The sequence below is a fragment of the Glutamicibacter uratoxydans genome (assembly GCF_006539925.1).
GTDB lineage: Bacteria > Actinomycetota > Actinomycetes > Actinomycetales > Micrococcaceae > Glutamicibacter > Glutamicibacter uratoxydans.
Window position 1 is genome coordinate 117,956 of record NZ_BJNY01000008.1, and the last position, 16,090, is coordinate 134,045.

General features: G+C 61.1%; 20 protein-coding genes. 13 read left to right on the forward strand and 7 right to left on the reverse strand.

Annotated features, from left to right (window positions below):
* The first annotated feature begins 19 nt into the window (after positions 1-19).
* Complete coding sequence (locus AUR04nite_RS08190) at positions 20-1,402, forward strand: MFS transporter (protein ID WP_141363805.1); 1,383 nt, start codon at positions 20-22, stop codon at positions 1,400-1,402.
* Between the two features lie 9 nt (positions 1,403-1,411).
* A complete protein-coding gene (locus tag AUR04nite_RS08195; RefSeq protein WP_141363807.1) occupies positions 1,412-1,603 on the forward strand; it encodes a helix-hairpin-helix domain-containing protein in 192 nt (63 codons plus the stop codon).
* A 9-nt stretch (positions 1,604-1,612) separates the two neighbouring features.
* Here the strand turns inward: AUR04nite_RS08195 and AUR04nite_RS08200 are convergent, their stop codons facing one another.
* The 3 genes from AUR04nite_RS08200 to AUR04nite_RS08210 are packed head-to-tail and all read right to left on the reverse strand — an operon-like array spanning position 1,613 to position 4,017.
* A complete protein-coding gene (locus AUR04nite_RS08200; RefSeq protein ID WP_141363810.1) occupies positions 1,613-1,945 on the reverse strand; it encodes a GNAT family N-acetyltransferase in 333 nt (110 codons plus the stop codon).
* Positions 1,946-1,970: 25 nt separating this feature from the next.
* A complete protein-coding gene (locus AUR04nite_RS08205) occupies positions 1,971-2,972 on the reverse strand; it encodes a pirin family protein (protein WP_141363812.1) in 1,002 nt (333 codons plus the stop codon).
* Positions 2,973-2,982: 10 nt separating this feature from the next.
* Positions 2,983-4,017: a tellurite resistance/C4-dicarboxylate transporter family protein gene (locus tag AUR04nite_RS08210; RefSeq protein WP_141363814.1), complete on the reverse strand. Its 1,035-nt coding sequence runs from the start codon at positions 4,015-4,017 to the stop codon at positions 2,983-2,985.
* Between the two features lie 107 nt (positions 4,018-4,124).
* On the opposite strand from AUR04nite_RS08210, the gene AUR04nite_RS08215 reads away from it, so the two are divergent.
* From AUR04nite_RS08215 to AUR04nite_RS08225, 3 genes are read left to right on the forward strand one after another with little or no spacing between them, the layout of a single operon-like run.
* Positions 4,125-4,586, forward strand: a complete 462-nt coding sequence (locus AUR04nite_RS08215; RefSeq protein ID WP_141363816.1) for a MarR family winged helix-turn-helix transcriptional regulator — start codon at positions 4,125-4,127, stop codon at positions 4,584-4,586.
* Positions 4,587-4,631: 45 nt separating this feature from the next.
* The gene (locus AUR04nite_RS08220) at positions 4,632-4,940 is read left to right on the forward strand and encodes a hypothetical protein (protein ID WP_246055454.1); all 309 of its coding nucleotides are present in this window, start codon (positions 4,632-4,634) and stop codon (positions 4,938-4,940) included.
* A 57-nt stretch (positions 4,941-4,997) separates the two neighbouring features.
* Entirely contained in the window at positions 4,998-5,438 is a 441-nt protein-coding gene (locus AUR04nite_RS08225; protein ID WP_170184141.1) for an SRPBCC family protein, read from the forward strand.
* Between the two features lie 24 nt (positions 5,439-5,462).
* On the opposite strand, the gene AUR04nite_RS08230 is transcribed toward AUR04nite_RS08225, so the two are convergent.
* On the reverse strand, positions 5,463-6,218 hold the full coding sequence (locus AUR04nite_RS08230; RefSeq protein ID WP_141363820.1) for an SDR family oxidoreductase: 756 nt from the start codon (positions 6,216-6,218) through the stop codon (positions 5,463-5,465).
* Between the two features lie 212 nt (positions 6,219-6,430).
* Here AUR04nite_RS08230 and AUR04nite_RS08235 point away from each other — a divergent pair, with 212 nt between their 5' ends.
* Both AUR04nite_RS08235 and AUR04nite_RS08240 read left to right on the forward strand, forming a co-directional pair.
* Positions 6,431-7,459 (forward strand): AEC family transporter, encoded by a 1,029-nt coding sequence (locus AUR04nite_RS08235; protein ID WP_141363822.1) that lies wholly within the window; start codon positions 6,431-6,433, stop codon positions 7,457-7,459.
* Positions 7,460-7,576: 117 nt separating this feature from the next.
* Entirely contained in the window at positions 7,577-7,912 is a 336-nt protein-coding gene (locus tag AUR04nite_RS08240) for a cupin domain-containing protein (RefSeq protein ID WP_141363824.1), read from the forward strand.
* A 134-nt stretch (positions 7,913-8,046) separates the two neighbouring features.
* Here the strand turns inward: AUR04nite_RS08240 and AUR04nite_RS18420 are convergent, their stop codons facing one another.
* Positions 8,047-8,175, reverse strand: coding sequence for a hypothetical protein (locus AUR04nite_RS18420; RefSeq protein ID WP_281285116.1), 129 nt, complete (start codon positions 8,173-8,175; stop codon positions 8,047-8,049).
* 384 nt (positions 8,176-8,559) lie between these two features.
* Between AUR04nite_RS18420 and uraD the strand changes: the two genes are divergently transcribed.
* The 5 genes from uraD to AUR04nite_RS08270 all read left to right on the forward strand — a co-directional run bounded on the left by uraD (position 8,560) and on the right by AUR04nite_RS08270 (position 13,114).
* Positions 8,560-9,054, forward strand: a complete 495-nt coding sequence (gene uraD, locus AUR04nite_RS08250; protein ID WP_141363828.1) for a 2-oxo-4-hydroxy-4-carboxy-5-ureidoimidazoline decarboxylase — start codon at positions 8,560-8,562, stop codon at positions 9,052-9,054.
* Positions 9,055-9,143: 89 nt separating this feature from the next.
* Positions 9,144-9,500 carry a hydroxyisourate hydrolase gene (gene uraH, locus AUR04nite_RS08255; RefSeq protein WP_141363830.1) on the forward strand — a complete coding sequence of 119 codons (357 nt, stop codon included), beginning with the start codon at positions 9,144-9,146 and terminating at the stop codon, positions 9,498-9,500.
* A gap of 4 nt (positions 9,501-9,504) precedes the next feature.
* The gene (pucL, locus tag AUR04nite_RS08260; RefSeq protein WP_141363832.1) at positions 9,505-10,428 is read left to right on the forward strand and encodes a factor-independent urate hydroxylase; all 924 of its coding nucleotides are present in this window, start codon (positions 9,505-9,507) and stop codon (positions 10,426-10,428) included.
* Positions 10,429-10,501: 73 nt separating this feature from the next.
* Complete coding sequence (locus tag AUR04nite_RS08265; RefSeq protein WP_141363834.1) at positions 10,502-12,037, forward strand: nucleobase:cation symporter-2 family protein; 1,536 nt, start codon at positions 10,502-10,504, stop codon at positions 12,035-12,037.
* A 192-nt stretch (positions 12,038-12,229) separates the two neighbouring features.
* Positions 12,230-13,114, forward strand: coding sequence for an alpha/beta hydrolase family protein (locus tag AUR04nite_RS08270; protein WP_141363836.1), 885 nt, complete (start codon positions 12,230-12,232; stop codon positions 13,112-13,114).
* Here the strand turns inward: AUR04nite_RS08270 and AUR04nite_RS08275 are convergent.
* Positions 13,111-13,905: a carbon-nitrogen hydrolase family protein gene (locus AUR04nite_RS08275; RefSeq protein ID WP_141363838.1), complete on the reverse strand. Its 795-nt coding sequence runs from the start codon at positions 13,903-13,905 to the stop codon at positions 13,111-13,113. The genes AUR04nite_RS08270 and AUR04nite_RS08275 overlap by 4 nt on opposite strands.
* Before the next feature lie 238 nt (positions 13,906-14,143).
* Here AUR04nite_RS08275 and AUR04nite_RS08280 point away from each other — a divergent pair, with 238 nt between their 5' ends.
* Positions 14,144-15,034: a patatin-like phospholipase family protein gene (locus AUR04nite_RS08280; RefSeq protein WP_141363840.1), complete on the forward strand. Its 891-nt coding sequence runs from the start codon at positions 14,144-14,146 to the stop codon at positions 15,032-15,034.
* Here the strand turns inward: AUR04nite_RS08280 and AUR04nite_RS08285 are convergent.
* Positions 15,014-16,051 carry an aldo/keto reductase gene (locus tag AUR04nite_RS08285; protein WP_141363842.1) on the reverse strand — a complete coding sequence of 346 codons (1,038 nt, stop codon included), beginning with the start codon at positions 16,049-16,051 and terminating at the stop codon, positions 15,014-15,016. The genes AUR04nite_RS08280 and AUR04nite_RS08285 overlap by 21 nt on opposite strands.
* Positions 16,052-16,090: the final 39 nt, after the last annotated feature.

Consider the following 16,090-nt stretch of genomic DNA (forward strand, 5'->3'; position numbering starts at 1 on the left):
GATCTGACAAGATTGGCTCATGCCCAACGAACGAAGCCCTCGCAGCGATGCGCCAGCAGCCGAAACCATCTTTTCGCCGCAGCATCTTTCCACCACTTTGGGCATGTTCATTCTTGTCTTCTTGGTTGCTTTCGAGTCTATGGCTGTCACCACGGTGATGCCGCTGGTCAGCGAGCTCCTCCACGGCGAAAGACTCTTTGCGCTGTCGTTCGCGGCTCCCATGGCCAGCGGAATGCTCGGCATGGTAGCCGCCGGCGAGATCACCGACCGCCGCGGGCCGAAGATCCCGCTCTTTGCATCAGTTGCTATTTTCACTGTTGGGCTGCTGATCTGCGGCACCTCCGTGAACATGCCGATGCTCATTGGGGGCCGCGTGCTGCAGGGGATCGGCGGCGGAGCCATCACCGTGGCTATCTATGTGTTGATCGCCCGGGCCTACCCAGGGAATCTGCATGCGAAGATCTTTGCCCTCTTTGCCACCGCCTGGGTGCTGCCGGCATTGATCGGACCGTGGCTGGCAGGCGTCATTGCGGTTCAGCTGGGCTGGCGCTGGGTCTTCCTCGGAGTGATGGTCCTGGTGGTTCTTGCATTTGCCGCGATCATTCCGGCGTTGAACAAGCTGCCGCGGGAGCACAACAAGGAACTTGGGCCGGTATCCACCAAGCGTCTTGCGCTGGCGGCGCTCACTGCCTCGGCGGTTATCGCCATGAACCTGTTGGGCAACACCGGCACCGCCTGGTCGCTGGCCGCACTGCTCGCCGCGCTGCTTCTGGCGCTGATCGCGATTCGTCCGCTGCTGCCCCGAGGAACGTTTACCGCCCGCCGCGGCCTGCCTGCCACCATCATTACGCGCACCCTGACTTCCGGAGCGTTCTTCGGCGTGGAAGTTTACCTTCCCTACATGCTGCGCGAGGACTACCAGCTTGGTCCCGACCGGGCAGGACTGGTGCTGACGGCCTCGGCAATCTGCTGGTCTGTGGGTTCATGGCTGCAGGGCAAGCTGGGGGAGAAGCTACCAAACTCCATGAGCATTACACTGGGAGCCGCCGCCAGCACCTTGGCGATTGCCACCGCCCTTGCCACTGCGCTGTTCCATCCGCCGGTAATGCTGCTGATTTGCGGCTGGGCCATGGGTGGGCTGGGAATGGGAATGATCTTCCCGCGCCAGAACGTGAATATGCTGGCGCTGTCGGCGGATAACGAGCAGGGCTTTAACTCATCGGCAATGACGCTGGCTGATTCATTGGGCACCGCCGGAGTTACCGCCATTGGAGGCGTCATTTTCGCAATGGCCGCAGCCGGAATGGGCTTCGTCTCGGTGTTCGGCTTCTGCCTGCTGCTTGCCGTCGTGCTCATTGCAGTTTCGCCGCGGACCAAAGCGCCGCAAGCCGTAGCTGTGTAGCCTGACCCTATGACTACTACGCCACTTCCCCGCATCGGCGCACCTGCTACCCGCGCCTTAACGCAAACCGGCATCACCAGCCTGGAGCAGGCTGGTGACGCCGGTGAAAGGGCGCTGCTCGCGCTTCACGGAGTGGGCCCCAAGGCCATCCGGATTCTGCGCGAGGCGTTGGCCGAGCTCGGCCTTGAGCTCAAGCCCTGAAATTGCGGGTCAGCCCCGCGGCAGGATCTCCAGGTGCGCCGGGGTTGGCGCGACGAGGTTCGGCTCGTACTCCTTGTGCTTGGCGACGTAGGCTTTGACATAGGGGCAGACCGCGACGATCTTGGCCCCGGAAGCAATGGTGTTTTCCAGCGCGTACTTCACCAAGACGCTGGCGAGGCCCTGGCCGCCGTACTCTTCATCCACCGTGGTGTGGAAGAAGACGCGCTCCACGCCGTCGGCGCCGTCGAAGTCGCGGAAGTGCGCGGCTCCAATGTGCTTTCCGTCGTCATCGAGGGCAAAACGGTTGCGCTCGGGCAGAAATACCGGCTTGATTTCACTCATGGATTGATCTCCTCAAATGTTCTTTCTAGGAAGGATTGACGCGCGGGCGGAGCCGAACCGTGGGCAGGGCCGGGGCGGGCAGCGGGTCAGGGGTGTTCGGTGGGAAGGGGCCGAAGCGGTCTTCGGAAGCATCGCCCGGCTCGGCTCCGATCTCCGCCTGCCACTGGGCTCGGAAGGCGAGGACTTCTTCATGGGTGCGTCCTACGAAGTTCCACCACATCAAGATGTTTTCATTCAACGGCTCGCCGCCGATCAGCAGTGCCAGCACCGGTTCATCGCCGGCCTTCAGATGCAAGGTGGTGCAGCCCGCCTTGATGAAGCCCAGGTCCCGCACTTTCAGGTCGTGTCCGTTGACCTGCAGGCTGCCGGAATCCAGCAATACCCCGTGTTCGTGGTGCGAAGGCACCGAAATGAAGACTTCCGCACCGGGCTGCAGCCGGATTTCGGCGCCCGAGAGCTCGGTGTGTGTCTGCACGGGCGAGGTGGAGGACAGCTCGCCGATGCTGAAGCTGCCAAGGAAGACTGACATGGTCCACTGGTCGGTATGCAGCGGTTCCGGACGGTAGTTCTCAAAGGTCGGAGGCATGTTCCGGGCGCTGTCGGGCAGCGCAGTCCACAGCTGGGCGCCGTGCAGCACCCGGGTTTCGGCGGTCACGATTTCCGAGTGGCTGATTCCGTGCCCGGCGGTCATGAGGTTCACCTCGCCGGGCCTCACCAGTGCTTCGTGGCCGGCCGAATCAATGTGGTTGATGCCGCCGGTGAAAAGCCAGGAAACTGTCTGCAGGCCGGTATGCGGATGGCGTGGGACGTCCATGCCGCCGGTGACCTCCACTTCATCAGGACCGTAGTGGTCCAGGAAGCACCAGGCGCCGATCAGGCTTCGCTGTTTCTGCGGCAAGGTGCGGAAAACTGTCATGGCCCGCGGTCCGCCGAGCGGGACTGCACGTGGTTCCAGGGTTTCGACCTCGGCACGGGACTCGCCCGCGCAGCAGTCGATCTCGGCCGGGGCCTGCTCAAGGTTGCTCATAGCCATAAGGCTATGCAGTGGGGCGTACTTTCGCTAGCCACAACGCCGCAGTTCCCAGCCATGAAGCCACGGCACACCAGATGGTGAATTCGCCGAGCAGGAACAGCCCGCCGAATCCAGGATAGGAGCCCAGGGACATGCAGGCCGTGGCAAGCATGCCGATGGGGAAGACCAATGCCCACAGGCCGGTTTCATAGACCAGCGGGTGGCGGCGCACCACGTGGCGCCAGAACCCGAAGATCACCAGCATCGGAATCAGCCACAGGCCGATGGCCAGTAGGCTGACGGTAATGAAGGCGATGTTCGGCTGCAGCCACATGGGCAGGTCGCCCGAATTCGTCAGCCCCAGCAGCTGCGATCCGGTCAGCACGCTGATGGCGGTGGCGCCCATGAAGATCCAGTAGGTGGGGGAGAGCGTTTCGGCCTGGTTGGTGTAGCGGATCATTCGCAGGGTCACCAAGGTGACCAGCAGGAGGTACAGCGCGCATCCAAGCAGCCAGGTTCCGGCGGCAACGATGCCCACCAGCACACCGCGGTCGGCGTGGTGGACCAGAGCCCCAGCCACCGACTGGGTGGCCACAACCCATAAGAACCACGACCCGTTGGCGTCGGCGATTGCTGGGGTCGGCCGCTCGTGCAACACCAGGCCGGAGGGAAGGGAATAGGTGAGCAGCAGCCAGGCCAGGGTTCCAAAGACGGAGGCAATCAGCGAGGGGGTGGGCAGATTCAGCAGGCCCAGGGCCAAAGCCAGAACATTTGCAGCCGCGGCGATGGTGAAGAAGCCGAATCCCTTGCCCGGGTGCAGGGCATCTTGGTGCAGCAGGGCGCGATGGCGGATGAGCCGCAGCGCCAGTGCGATGAAGAGCAGTACAAAGACGATTGTGGTGATGATGCAGAAGGCCATGCTCAGGCCGTTGAAGCCTGCAAGGGCCAGCCCCACGCCGATGATTCCGGGAGCCATGGCCGCGGAGAAAGCCGCCGGCGGCATGTGCTCGATCCAGTAGTTGATCTTCTGAATGACCCCGTTGACCTTCGACTGCGCCACTGTATTCCTTCTTGCTCATTCATTTAGATCTCAAATAATTTTAGCTGGCACAGCGTACGATCAATGGGACGGACGAATCCGGCGGATTAGAAGGAGATGCACAAACCGTGGAGAGTACTCACCTGCAAGACGAGGACCTGCTCGCATTGGAGAAGCAGATCTGCTTCGGACTGGCAGTTGCCTCACGCTCGGTGATCTCTGCCTATAAGCCGGTCCTCGACCCCATGGGCCTGACCCACCCGCAATATCTGGTCATGCTGGCGCTGTGGGAGTTCGCTCCGCTCAGTGCGCGGGAACTGAGTGAACAGTTGCATCTGGATCCGGGAACTCTGTCCCCTCTGCTGAAGAGGCTGGAGAAAGCGGGGCTGATTTCTAAGACGCGCAACCCGGAGGATGAGCGGGCGATCATTATCAACACTACTGAACAGGGTGCTGAACTGCGTAATGAGGCAGTCAAGGTTCCTCGGGAGATGATGCGCAGGCTTGAGCTGAGCATGGACGACGTGGTGGAGCTGCGCTCCATTTTGAACCGCATGATTATGGCAGGTTCCGCGGCTCCAAAGCAGTGATCTACAAATTAGTTGGTGCACCAACTAATGCCGTACACTGGTGCCGTGAGGAAGCGTAAAAACACTTCCGACGACACCGAAGAGGTTAGAGCCATCATGGATGAGTCACCGCTGCCCATCATTGACGACACCACCGGATTAAGTGCCGGATACCGAGCCCTGTGGCGCTTGAAGTACCTGGGATTGAGCATTTTCGGCCCTGCCGAGCGTACAGTGACCGCCAGTCCGCGGGAGCGTATCAAGTGGGACCGCGCATATAAGGTGTTCAAGGCCCATGAGGCTGCAGGAACCCAGCCTGACGCCCAGACGATATATACCGTAGGACGCATGGAGCCACGTCGGCGCCCACAGTAGTCGATCTCATATCGACCGGTCAGGTGGTTCCGCGATAATCTTTAACGCATGGAATCCATGAGCGAACTGGTTGTAACCCGGCAGTTTTCGGCACCGCGCAGTGCGGTCTGGGCGGCATTTGTGGAACCAGAAATCATCTCTCAGTGGTGGGGTCCGCACGGATGGTCGGTCGAGGAAGATTCCGTGGTTCTTGAGCCGGTAGTCGGCGGCCGCCACGAGCTGAATATGGTCCAGGTCCAGAACCCTGAAGCCATGGTTCCGCTCAAGGCTGTCATTACGACCTTTGACGAATACAAATGCCTTGCCAGCGCCGATGGCCCGCATGAGATGACTCTTGACCTCGTGATCCATACCCGGATCGATTTCAGCGAGTTCGCGGGCAAGACGATTATTACGCTGACCCAGAGCCCGCTGCCTTTTGAAGTCCTCGAATCCAGCACCAAGGCCTGGAACTCGGCCTTTGCGAAGCTAGAAGAACTGCTCGCGCAGTTCTTCTAGACCTCGACAACTAGCGCCCGCCGATTAGCCTCGGCCGATATACGGCATGCCTCCGGCGGTGATGGTGAACTGGTTGATGGACGTCCCCAGCGGGACCGACGCGATATAGGCTACAGCTTCCGCGGCTTCGATCAGCGGAAAGGTCGGTTCGACTGCCCGCTGGCCATTGGGCTGCAGCGCACCCTGGGTTGCTCCGAAATCATCGAGCAGGTCGCTGGCGGTATTGCCGATATCCAACTGGGTTGCGCGGATGCGATACGCCCGGCCATCCAGCTCCAATGACTTGGTCAGCCCCGCAATGGCATGCTTGGTTACCGAGTAGGCCACCGAATTCACGCGCGGCACCTGAGCTGAGATTGATCCGTTGTTGATGATTCGCCCACCTCCTTGGGCCTTGAACAGCTTGAATGCCGAACGGGCCGCGTTCATCGCCCCAGTGAGATTGATTGTGCAGACCTGGTCCCAGTCTGCAGGGCTCAGCTCGTCAATGGCTACGGCGGGACCGAAGATGCCTGCGTTATTGAACAACACGTCGACAGTTCCAAAATGCTGCGCGGCTTGAGTGAAGAGCTCGTCGACGGCAGCCGGAACGGTGACATCGGTGGGGACAACCAGCGCCCGCGGATTCCCCTCGGCGGTTTCCTGCAGGGTCGCTTCGGTGCGTCCGGCCAGAACAACATTCCACCCCTTCTGGAGAAGAAGCCGCGCGGTGGCTCGTCCGATACCGGAACCTGCGCCGGTAATAACGATAGTTGCGGGTGCTGAAGATGCCTGGGTCATCAAATTTCCTTGCGGCTAGTGGGTCATTGGCGAGGCGTGTCTATCAATCCTAGGAAGCAAAGGGCCGCAACTCCCAGAAGTTGCCGGCATATTGCTCCATTGACGGCGTAGATGACGCATGGTGTTCATGCGTTCTGCGAACTTCCCCGGAAGCCCGTAGCGTAGAACGGGCCGGTTTGAGACAGCGAACCCGGCCAATCCAAAGGAGTTCCGTGTTTCTCGACGTGTTATTTGGCGTGCTGCCGCTCTTCTTCGTCATGATCGTTGGCTACGCCGCCAGCTACGCACCCAAATTTCCTTCCAGCGTCGAGCCTGCCCTCAACGTTTTCGTGTTCTATGTGGCCCTTCCGGCGCTGCTCTACAAAGTAGTAGCCCAGGCCGATGCCAGCGGCGGAGTTCCCCTGGAATTCCTTGGGGCAGCGGCCGGCGCTGCGCTGGTCTTCGCGCTGTTCAGCTGGGCGGTTTTTCGCTATGTACTGCGCTTGGAGAACTCGCAGTCTTTGGCGGGAATGCTGACAACCTCTTTCGGCAATGTTTCCTACCTCGGCATTCCGGTGATACTCGGCGTCATGGGTCCTCAGGCAGGACTGGCCGCCGGCATGGGCCAGCTGGTCCACAATGTGATCTTTATGGTGGGGTTCCCGATTCTTGCACAGATCATGCTCCCTTCGGCTGGTGGCCGGGGGCATAGGCCCAGCGGGGCGCGGATGATGCGAACTGTCAGAAACGCTCTGCTCTACAGCCCGGTGACATGGTCGATGCTGATAGGCGGTGCAGTGCTGGTATTTTCGCTTGACGTCCCCAAGCCGCTGGATGACACAGTGGATCTGCTCGCCGGCGCGGCGGCGCCCGGTGCGCTGTTCGTCATCGGCATGTCTCTGCGCAGGACGATTGAGCGCAGCATGCGCAGAAAATCCGAGGTTTCAAAGCCAGCTGTAACGGAGGGCTTGGTGAAATCGAAGGTGCGTGGTTCGAAGACTGCGCTGGGAGTGATGGTTCTTGGCAAGCTTCTGGCCTTGCCGCTGCTGACGGTGCTGTGCCTTGAGCTTTTTGCGCCGCAGCTTCCCGACATCTGGTTCAACACGGCGGTGCTGATGGCCGCTATGCCAACAAGCGCGACCGCCTACATCATGGCCCAGAACGATACCGGAGACGGCGACCCTACGGCGATGGCAATTGTCATCACCTGCATCTTTTCGCTGGTTGCACTGCCCGTGCTTGCCGCCCTGGTCCTTCGCTAGACGCGGGGCCAGTGCCTTGACCCTGCAGCTAGCTAGCGACATGCTGGTAGTCAGCGCGTCGAAACGGCAGAGGCCGTGAACTACTGGACGTGAAACGCGGAAGAAGAACGGGGACCCATGAAAAAGTTTTCACTTACCGCTATCGCTCGGGCAGAGCTGCGCGAAGCATCGACCTCCAGCAACGGGCGCGCGGCTAGGACCGTTTTCGGCGGACATGAGCATACTTTGCGCCAGACAGTGATTGCCCTGGCGGCCGGAACCGAACTGCAGGAACATGAGAACCCAGGCGAGGCGACGGTTCTGGTGCTGGGCGGGCGAATCAGAATCAGCTCGAATAATGAACAGTGGGAAGGCCGCGACCAGGATCTGCTGATTCTCCCAGAGGGAAAGACCCAAATCACCGCACTGGAAGAGTCGAGCATACTGCTCAGCGTCGCAAAGCTTGGCAATTAGTAGACAAAGCCAAAGATCGCGTAATGACTTACGTCATTACGCGATCTTTGGCTTTAAAAGAACGTAGAGATCACGCCCGACGCCTCAGGGGAATGATCTCTACGTGGTCTATATGGTGCACCTAGGTGCAATTCTTAGTGCCGTCCGAAGAACTTGCTCCAGATGCTCGGCGTTTCGCCGGTGATGCGAATGCGCGGGGCGATATCAGGGTCCAGGTTCTCAATTGGGTGGAAGAGGCCTGAGCTCAGAGCTTCGGTGGCCACTACAACGCACTTTCCTTCAGGTGAGCAGTACACGTTTGCTGGATTGATAGCGGTCATTGTGACCCTCCTTCAAATGATATCCACTTCCGAATCGTGGAAGTTTTCTTTTGCCTTACGAAACTAGTATGTAGTGAGTCACGCTTGGATAGCAAGAGTTTCGCGTAAAAAAACTTATCCGCGATGCGAAAATCCCGCATAAGTCGGACTTTTTCAAAATTCTCCGGTTATGACTTGACGCACACCGTGTGAAGTGGCTTACAGTGGAATCACAACGTTCCACGGAGTCAACATCTAGTCGAAGCCGATACTCATCGGTGGTAAGGGTGTTCAGCAAGATTCCATGGATTAAGACGCCACTTAGGCACGAAGAAAGCTGAGCACCCGATGCATTTGAATGTCTTCAATGAAGTTTCCGAGTCGGAAGCAGCTGAAGTTTTGCGTCCATGCATCGATATTGAGCGCTGGATCAACGATCTGGTTTCAGCTCGCCCTTTCTCCACCTTAGAGGAACTGAACGAATCTGCGGCTCGAAGCGCGCAGCCATTCAACCAGGAAGAAATTGCCGCGGCATTGGCTCACCATCCACGGATCGGCGAGCGAGCCAGCGGAGACAGCCAGGAGGCAAACCTCTCCCGCGGAGAGCAGTCAACCCTGGACCTGAACGCAGACGTCTCAGCACGTCTTGCAGTTGCCAACCGGGAATACGAGGAGCGCTTCGATCGCGTCTTCCTCATCCGGGCCGCTGGCCGCAGCAGCGAAGAGATCCTCGCTGAATGCCAGCGCCGACTAGGCAACACCGATGAGGCTGAACTGGCCGAAGTTGCTGACCAGTTGCGCCAGATCGCCCTGCTTCGCTTGCAGGACGCGGTCAAAAACTAACTCCTTGCCTGATTATCTGGCTAGAAGTCTATAGATTTTTGTACCAACTATCCCTCCAACCAATACTCGCAAAGGCAGGAGATGAACACATGGCAGATGTAACCGCAGAACGCAGCCACATCACCACCCACATTCTCGACACCGGGACCGGGAGGCCATCCTCCGGTGTCAAGGCCACGCTGGAAGCCAAGACGGCATCCGGCTGGCAAGAAATCGGCACAGGGGTCACTGATGCGGACGGCCGCATCAAGAACCTTGGACCGACTCAGGTTGAAGTAGGCCACTACCGAGTTTCATTCGAAATCGGGGAATACTTCGGGAAGCAGGGAACGGAAAGCTTCTTCCCCGGGGTAACCATCGACTTCTACGTCAATAGCGTCGATGAGCACTACCACGTACCTCTTCTTATCAGCCCGTTTGCATATTCCACGTACCGAGGAAGTTAGAAACATGACTACCGAAACCACTGCACCAGCATCCACCAAGATCGTTCTTGGCGAGAACCAGTACGGCAAGGCCGAAGTTCGCCTGGTCAAGATCACCCGCGACACCGCCCGCCACCAGATCGAGGACCTGAACGTTACCTCCCAGCTGCACGGTGACTTCACCGAAGCACACCTGGAAGGCGACAACGGCAAGGTTGTTCCAACCGACACCCAGAAGAACACCGTTTACGGCCTGGCCCGTGACGGCGTCAAGAGCCCAGAAGAGTTCCTGCTTCGCCTGGGCGCTCACTTCACCGGCGAGTTCGAGTGGATCACCGGCGGCCGCTGGGCAGCACAGCAGTACTTCTGGGATCGCATCAACGATCACGACCACGCATTCTCGAAGAACAAGAGCGAAGTTCGCACCGCTGTTCTGGAGATCGCAGCCGACGGCTCGAAGAGCATCGTTGCCGGCCTGGAGGACCTCACCGTTCTGAAGTCCACCGGTTCCGAGTTCCACGGCTTCCCAGTTGACAAGTACACCACCCTGAAGGAAACCAGCGATCGCATCCTGGCAACCGACGTGACCGCTCGCTGGCGCTACACCGAGGAAGCAATCGAAAAGGGTATCGACTTCAACGCAGTTTACGCATCGGTGCGTGAGCAGCTGTTGACCCTGTTCGCTAACACTCACTCGATGGCTCTGCAGCACACCATGTTCGAAATGGGCAAGGCCGCTCTGGAAGCCAACCCAGAGATCGCAGAGATCAAGTTCTCGCTGCCGAACAACCACCACTTCCTGGTTGATCTGGAAGTCTTCGGCCAGGACAACCCGAACGAAGTCTTCTTTGCAGCTGACCGTCCATACGGTCTGATCGAAGCCACTGTCATTCGCGAGGAGACCGAGGCTCGCCACCCAATCTGGACCAACATTCCAGCATTTATCTAATTAGAGCGTTGAGGGGGTGCCGGCGTGTCCGCGCCGGCACCCTCTTGGCAGCGACTGACTTAGGAGGTCAGCCATGAGCGCTACACAAGATGAATTTATCAAAGGGACTCGTCCCGAAGATGCAAAACTGCCCCTAGGTAAATCTTTTGCCTATGGTCTTCAACACGTCTTGACCATGTACGGCGGCATTATCGCACCGCCACTGATCATCGGCAGCGCAGCCGGTGTATCCCCCGAAGAAATCGGCCTTCTGGTCGCCAGCTGTCTTTTCGTCGGCGGTCTTGCAACCATTCTGCAGACTATCGGCATCCCATTCTTCGGTGCACAGCTTCCGCTCGTACAGGGAACGTCCTTCGCATCGGTGTCCACCATGGTGGCCATCGTCAACGGCGGTGGCGGTATCCAGGCGGTGTTTGGCGCAGTCCTTGTAGCAGCACTCATCGGCTTCCTCATCGCGCCGTTCTTCGCGCGAGTCATTAGATTCTTCCCGCCGGTCGTCACCGGCACTGTCATCACCATGATCGGCATCTCGCTGACGCCGGTCGCAGCAAACTGGGCCATGGGCGGCAACGCCAAGGCAGAGGATTACGGATCGCTGCAGAACATCGGCCTTGCAGCCGGCACCCTGCTGGTAGTCCTGCTCCTGTCGAAGGTCGGCAATGCGGCCATTTCCCGCATGTCCATCCTGCTGGCCATCGTGCTTGGCACTGTAGCAGCAGCCCTGCTGGGCATGGCTGACTTCTCCAAGGTTGGCAACGGCGCAATCTTCGCCTTCCCACAGCCACTTGCCTTCGGCATGCCGGTCTTTGAAATTGGCGGCATCATCTCGATGACCATCGTTGTTCTCGTAATCCTGACCGAGACCACCGCTGACATCCTGGCCGTAGGCGAAATTGCAGACACCAAGGTCGACTCCAAGCGCATCGCCAACGGCCTGCGCGCAGACATGGTCTCCTCCGCAGTTGCACCAATCTTCAACACCTTCACCCAGTCTGCCTTCGCACAGAACGTCGGCCTGGTGGCCATCACCGGCATCACCAGCCGCTTCGTAGTTGCAGCCGGCGGCGGCATCCTGGTTGTCCTGGGCCTGCTGCCAGTATTGGGCCGCGTCGTCGGTGCCATCCCACCTCCAGTCTTGGGCGGTGCAGGCATCGTACTGTTCGGCACCGTGGCAGCCTCCGGCATCCGCACCCTGTCGAAGATCAAGTACGACGGCATGAACCTGGTCATCGTGGCAGCTTCCATCGCCTTCGGCTGCGTGCCGATCGTGAAGCCTGACTTCTACGAGAGCTTCCCAGTATGGTTCCAGACCATCTTCCACTCGGGCATTTCCTCGGCCGCCATCATGGCTGTGCTGCTGAACCTGCTGTTCAACGAGCTGAAGGCTGGCAACACCAAGGACGCATCGGTGTTCTCCGCTGCTCCACCTCGCATGGTTCGTGAAGACGAAGTCTGCGGCCTGATCGACGGCGACCACTTCGAAGGCGGCAAGCTGATCGACAAGGACGGCTTCGAGATCCCAGTACTGAACTACGAGGAATACGAAAAGGTTCAGACTGGAGCCATCGAGATGCCTGTACCCAGGCTCGCCAAGACCTCAGACCACTGAGGCGGAGCCGAAAAACAGCACAACTGAAGATGTAAAAAACGACCCGGATGAGAATCTAGACAAAGATCCCTCCTAGTCATCCACGCGGGACCCGCAGGCACAGCCTGCGGGTCCCGCTGGCGTTGCACCGGAAACTACGTAAAGCGCTGACATGTTATTTACCCGCCAGTAACTTGTGGCTAGTGTGGAGCCATGGGCCTATCAACAATTCTGGGGAAGAGCGTTCGCATCCTGATCACCGCGAAGGATTCGGTGGCCGCCACGGTCTACGAGCCGGCGGACAGGGCAGTGGGAGTGCTGATCGTGCACTCGGCCACGGCAACCCCGCAGGGCTTCTACCGTGGATTTGCCGAATACGCCGCACGCCGCGGCTATGTGGTGCTCACCTACGACTACCGCGGCACCGGGGCGTCTGGATCGCCGGCGGAGCACCGGGCCATCGGCATGAGCGACTGGATCCGGCAGGACGTTGACGCGGTGGCGGAATGGGCCGGCGAGCAATACCCGCAGCTGGCGCAGTTCGCGCTGGGCCACAGTGTGGGCGGGCATGCGCTGGTGCTCAACTACGGCACCCAAAGGCTCTCCGGCGCGGTGGTCATTGCCAGCCATGTTGCGGCCATCCGCACCATCGAATCGCTGCCCGAGAGGCTGCGCGTGATGCTGATCCTGAACCTGATCGGGCCGGCGGCCAGCCTGATCGCCGGATATATGCCGGGCCGCCGGTTGGGCCTGGGTGAAGATATCCCCACGGCGGCCATGCTTGAATGGAGCCGCTGGACCGCCAAAAAGCACTACTTCTTTGACGACCCGGGCATGCAGGCCGCCGCCCGCGCGGCCAAGATGACGGTGCCGGTGCTGGCGCTGGGCGCCAGCGACGACCCCTGGGCCTCGCCGGCGCAGATGGACCAGCTCACCGGGCATCTGACTGCCGCCTCGGTGCAGCGGCGCACCGCCACCCCGCAGGAGCTGGGCGTGCCGAGCATCGGCCACCATGGGCTGATGCGCCGCGGCGTGGGAGAAAAAGCCTGGGAGCAGATCCTTGAATGGCTCGGGGCCCAGAACCCCGGAGTGAACTAGAGCTCCACCATATTCTTTAACACCGGCAGCTTTTCCCTGGCCTGTTCCACCAGGTCCAGGTCCAGGTCGACGATGAGTAGTTCAGGGGCGGCTCCAGCCTGAGCGATGATCCTGCCCAGCGGATCGACTGCCAGCGAATGGCCCACCCCCAGGGGCGTCGTTCCAGCCGCCTGACGGCCGACGCTTTCGGGATCTGCCTGCCCCACGGCAATCACGAAGGTGGTGGTATCCAGGGCGCGGGCCTGGGCCAGCGTCGTCCACTGCTCGACTTTGCCTTCGCCGGCGCCCCAGGAAGCGCTGATGATGTTGATTGCGGCCCCGGCCTTGGCGTTGGCGATAAACAAGTTCGGGAACCGCAGGTCATAGCAGATGCCCAAGCCGATGGTGCTGCCTTCGAGCTCGAACTGCACGGGGGCGTCCCCGGGCGTGACAGCATCCGATTCGAGGTAGCCGAAGGCGTCGAAGAGGTGGATCTTGTCGTAGTGGGCGTCGACGCCCTGGCCGGTGGCCAAGAGGGTGTTGCGCACCCGGCCGTCCTCGCCGGGCGTGAACATGCCGGCCACGATCGTGATGCCCAGGTCCCGGGCCTGCTGCCTGACGATTCCAGCCCAGCGCGCGTTGACCGGTTCGGCGAACTTGGCCACGGGATTGCCGAAGGCCACCTGCATCGCCTCCGGAAACACCACCAGCGACGCGCCGGCGGCGGCCGCCTGCTTGGCATGGTCGCGGATGATGGCAAGATTCCGCTGCGGATCTGCAGTACTGAGCACCTGAGCCAACGCGATTTTCATAAACTATGCCGTCCCTTCGAAGCCTGCGGCTGGATCCCCTACCAGTTTCGACTGTATGGAACAGGGCTGCAAGCCGCCAGCTCACGAGGTACACTTTTTCTGCGCGGCAATCCGCGCAGCGATTTTTGGAGGTGATGCCCGATGTCTGCAGTACCGACAGCGGGCGCCGCCTACCCGAACCGCGCAGACTAGCAGCTGCGCCTCGGCGCCCGAAGATTCTTCATCGAAGGGCAATGCCATGAACACTTCACTTTTCCCCGTCAACCACCGCGCCCTGGTCCTGGGCGGCGGCGGATCCACCGGCAACGCATGGCTGATCGGCGTCATCGCTGGGCTGGAATCTGCCGGCCTGGACGTCAGCCAGTCAGAGCTCACCGTGGGCACTTCCGCAGGCGCCACCGCCGCGGCGCAGCTAGCGGGATCCAGCGCCGAAGAGCTCTATGAAGCGGCGATCCAAACTCCTGCTGGAATGCAGGCTCCGCGCAAGCCTGCCGGCGGCGGCCGGACGACGGAGCACCTGGCCAGGATCCAGCGCATCATCGACTTCTGCAGCGACATACGGCAGCTGCACCGGGCAATGAGCGCCGCGGCGCTTGAACTCCCCGGGGCCAGAGACCTTGAATTCAGCACGCGCTGGCGTGGCATCGTGGAGGCGAGGTTCCCCGGGGCGCAGTGGCCCGAACACCGCAAGATCATGCTGGCCGCCGTGGACGCCACCGCGGGGGAGCCGGCGGTCTTCGGAAACAACAGCGCGGTGGCCCTGGCCGACGCGGTGGCCGCTAGCTGCTCCAGCTCCCTGCCCTACTGGATTGGCGGCAAGGCATACATTGACGGAGGCTACCGGTGCAACGAGAATGCGGATCTGGCCAGCGGCTATGTCAGGGTGCTGGTGCTCTCGCCGCTGGGCGGGCGCAGCCTGCACCCCGAATCCTGGGGCACGGCGCTGACAGCCCAGGTGCGGCGGCTGCGCTCGGAGGGCAGCCAGGTGCAGGTGCTGCTCCCGGATGAAAAGGCCCAGCCGTATATGGGCGCCAAGGCGATGGACCTGTCGCTGCGCCCGGCGGCCGCCCGTGAGGGCTTCCGCCAGGGCCGGCAGGCAGCCGCTGGCCTAGCGCAGTTCTGGGGCTGATTCCCCAGCCAGCTGCAGCTCTTCGCGGCCCTTGGACACCGAGTAGATGTCCTGCTGGCGCTCGCCGGACACCTGGCCGGCGAGCGCGTCCAGCTCCTTGACCGACTGCGCGGAGAGCTCGATGCTGGCGGCCGCGAGATTGTCGTCGACGTGTTCGGCGTAGCGGGTGCCGGGGATCGGGGACACCGCCAGGCCGAAGGCGCGCGCCTTCTCGTAGACCCAGGCCAGCGATGCCTGGGCGGTGCTGATGCCTTCGGCGGCGGCTACCGCGTCGATCTGCCGGCGCAGCGCGATGTTGGCGGCGACGTGCTCCGGGGCGAAGCGCGGGAAGTGCCTGCGCAAATCCTCCGGCTCCAGCTGCTCCAGTGAATCAGCCTGGCCGGTGAAGAAGCCGCGGCCCAGCGACGCATAGGGCACCAGCCCCACGCCGAGCTCCCGGGCGGCGGGCAGCAGGTGGGACTCGATGTCGCGGCTGAAGATCGAGTATTCCATCTGGACTGCGGTGATCGGGTGCACCGCGGCGGCCCGGCGCAGCTCGCCGCTGGTGACTTCGGAGAGGCCGATGTGCCTGATCTTGCCTGCCTGCACCAGGTCGGCGTAGGCGCCGACGGTCTCCTCGATGGGCACCCGCGCATCCACCCGGTGGTAGTAGTACAGGTCGATCTCCTCCACGCCCAAACGCTGCAGGCTTTCATCCAGGCAGCGCTTGATGAACGCGGGATCTCCGTTGGCGCGCGGTTCATTCGGGTTCTTGGGCCGCACGATCCCCGCCTTGGTGGCAAGGACTACCTCGCGGCGGCGGGTTTTGAGCACCTGGGCCAGCAGCGTTTCGTTGTGGCCGTTGCCGTAGACATTCGCGGTGTCCAGGAAGGTGACTCCCGAATCGATGACGTGGTGCAGGGTGCGCAGCGACTGCGCATCCTCGGCGGCGCCGTAGGTGCCGCTGAAGGACATGGCGCCGAAGCCCTGGATGGTGGTTTCCAGGCCGCGCCCGAGGTTGATTCTGCGCACTGTCATTCCTTGGTCAATTGGCTGCTCCTGCCTCGAAAGCCTATC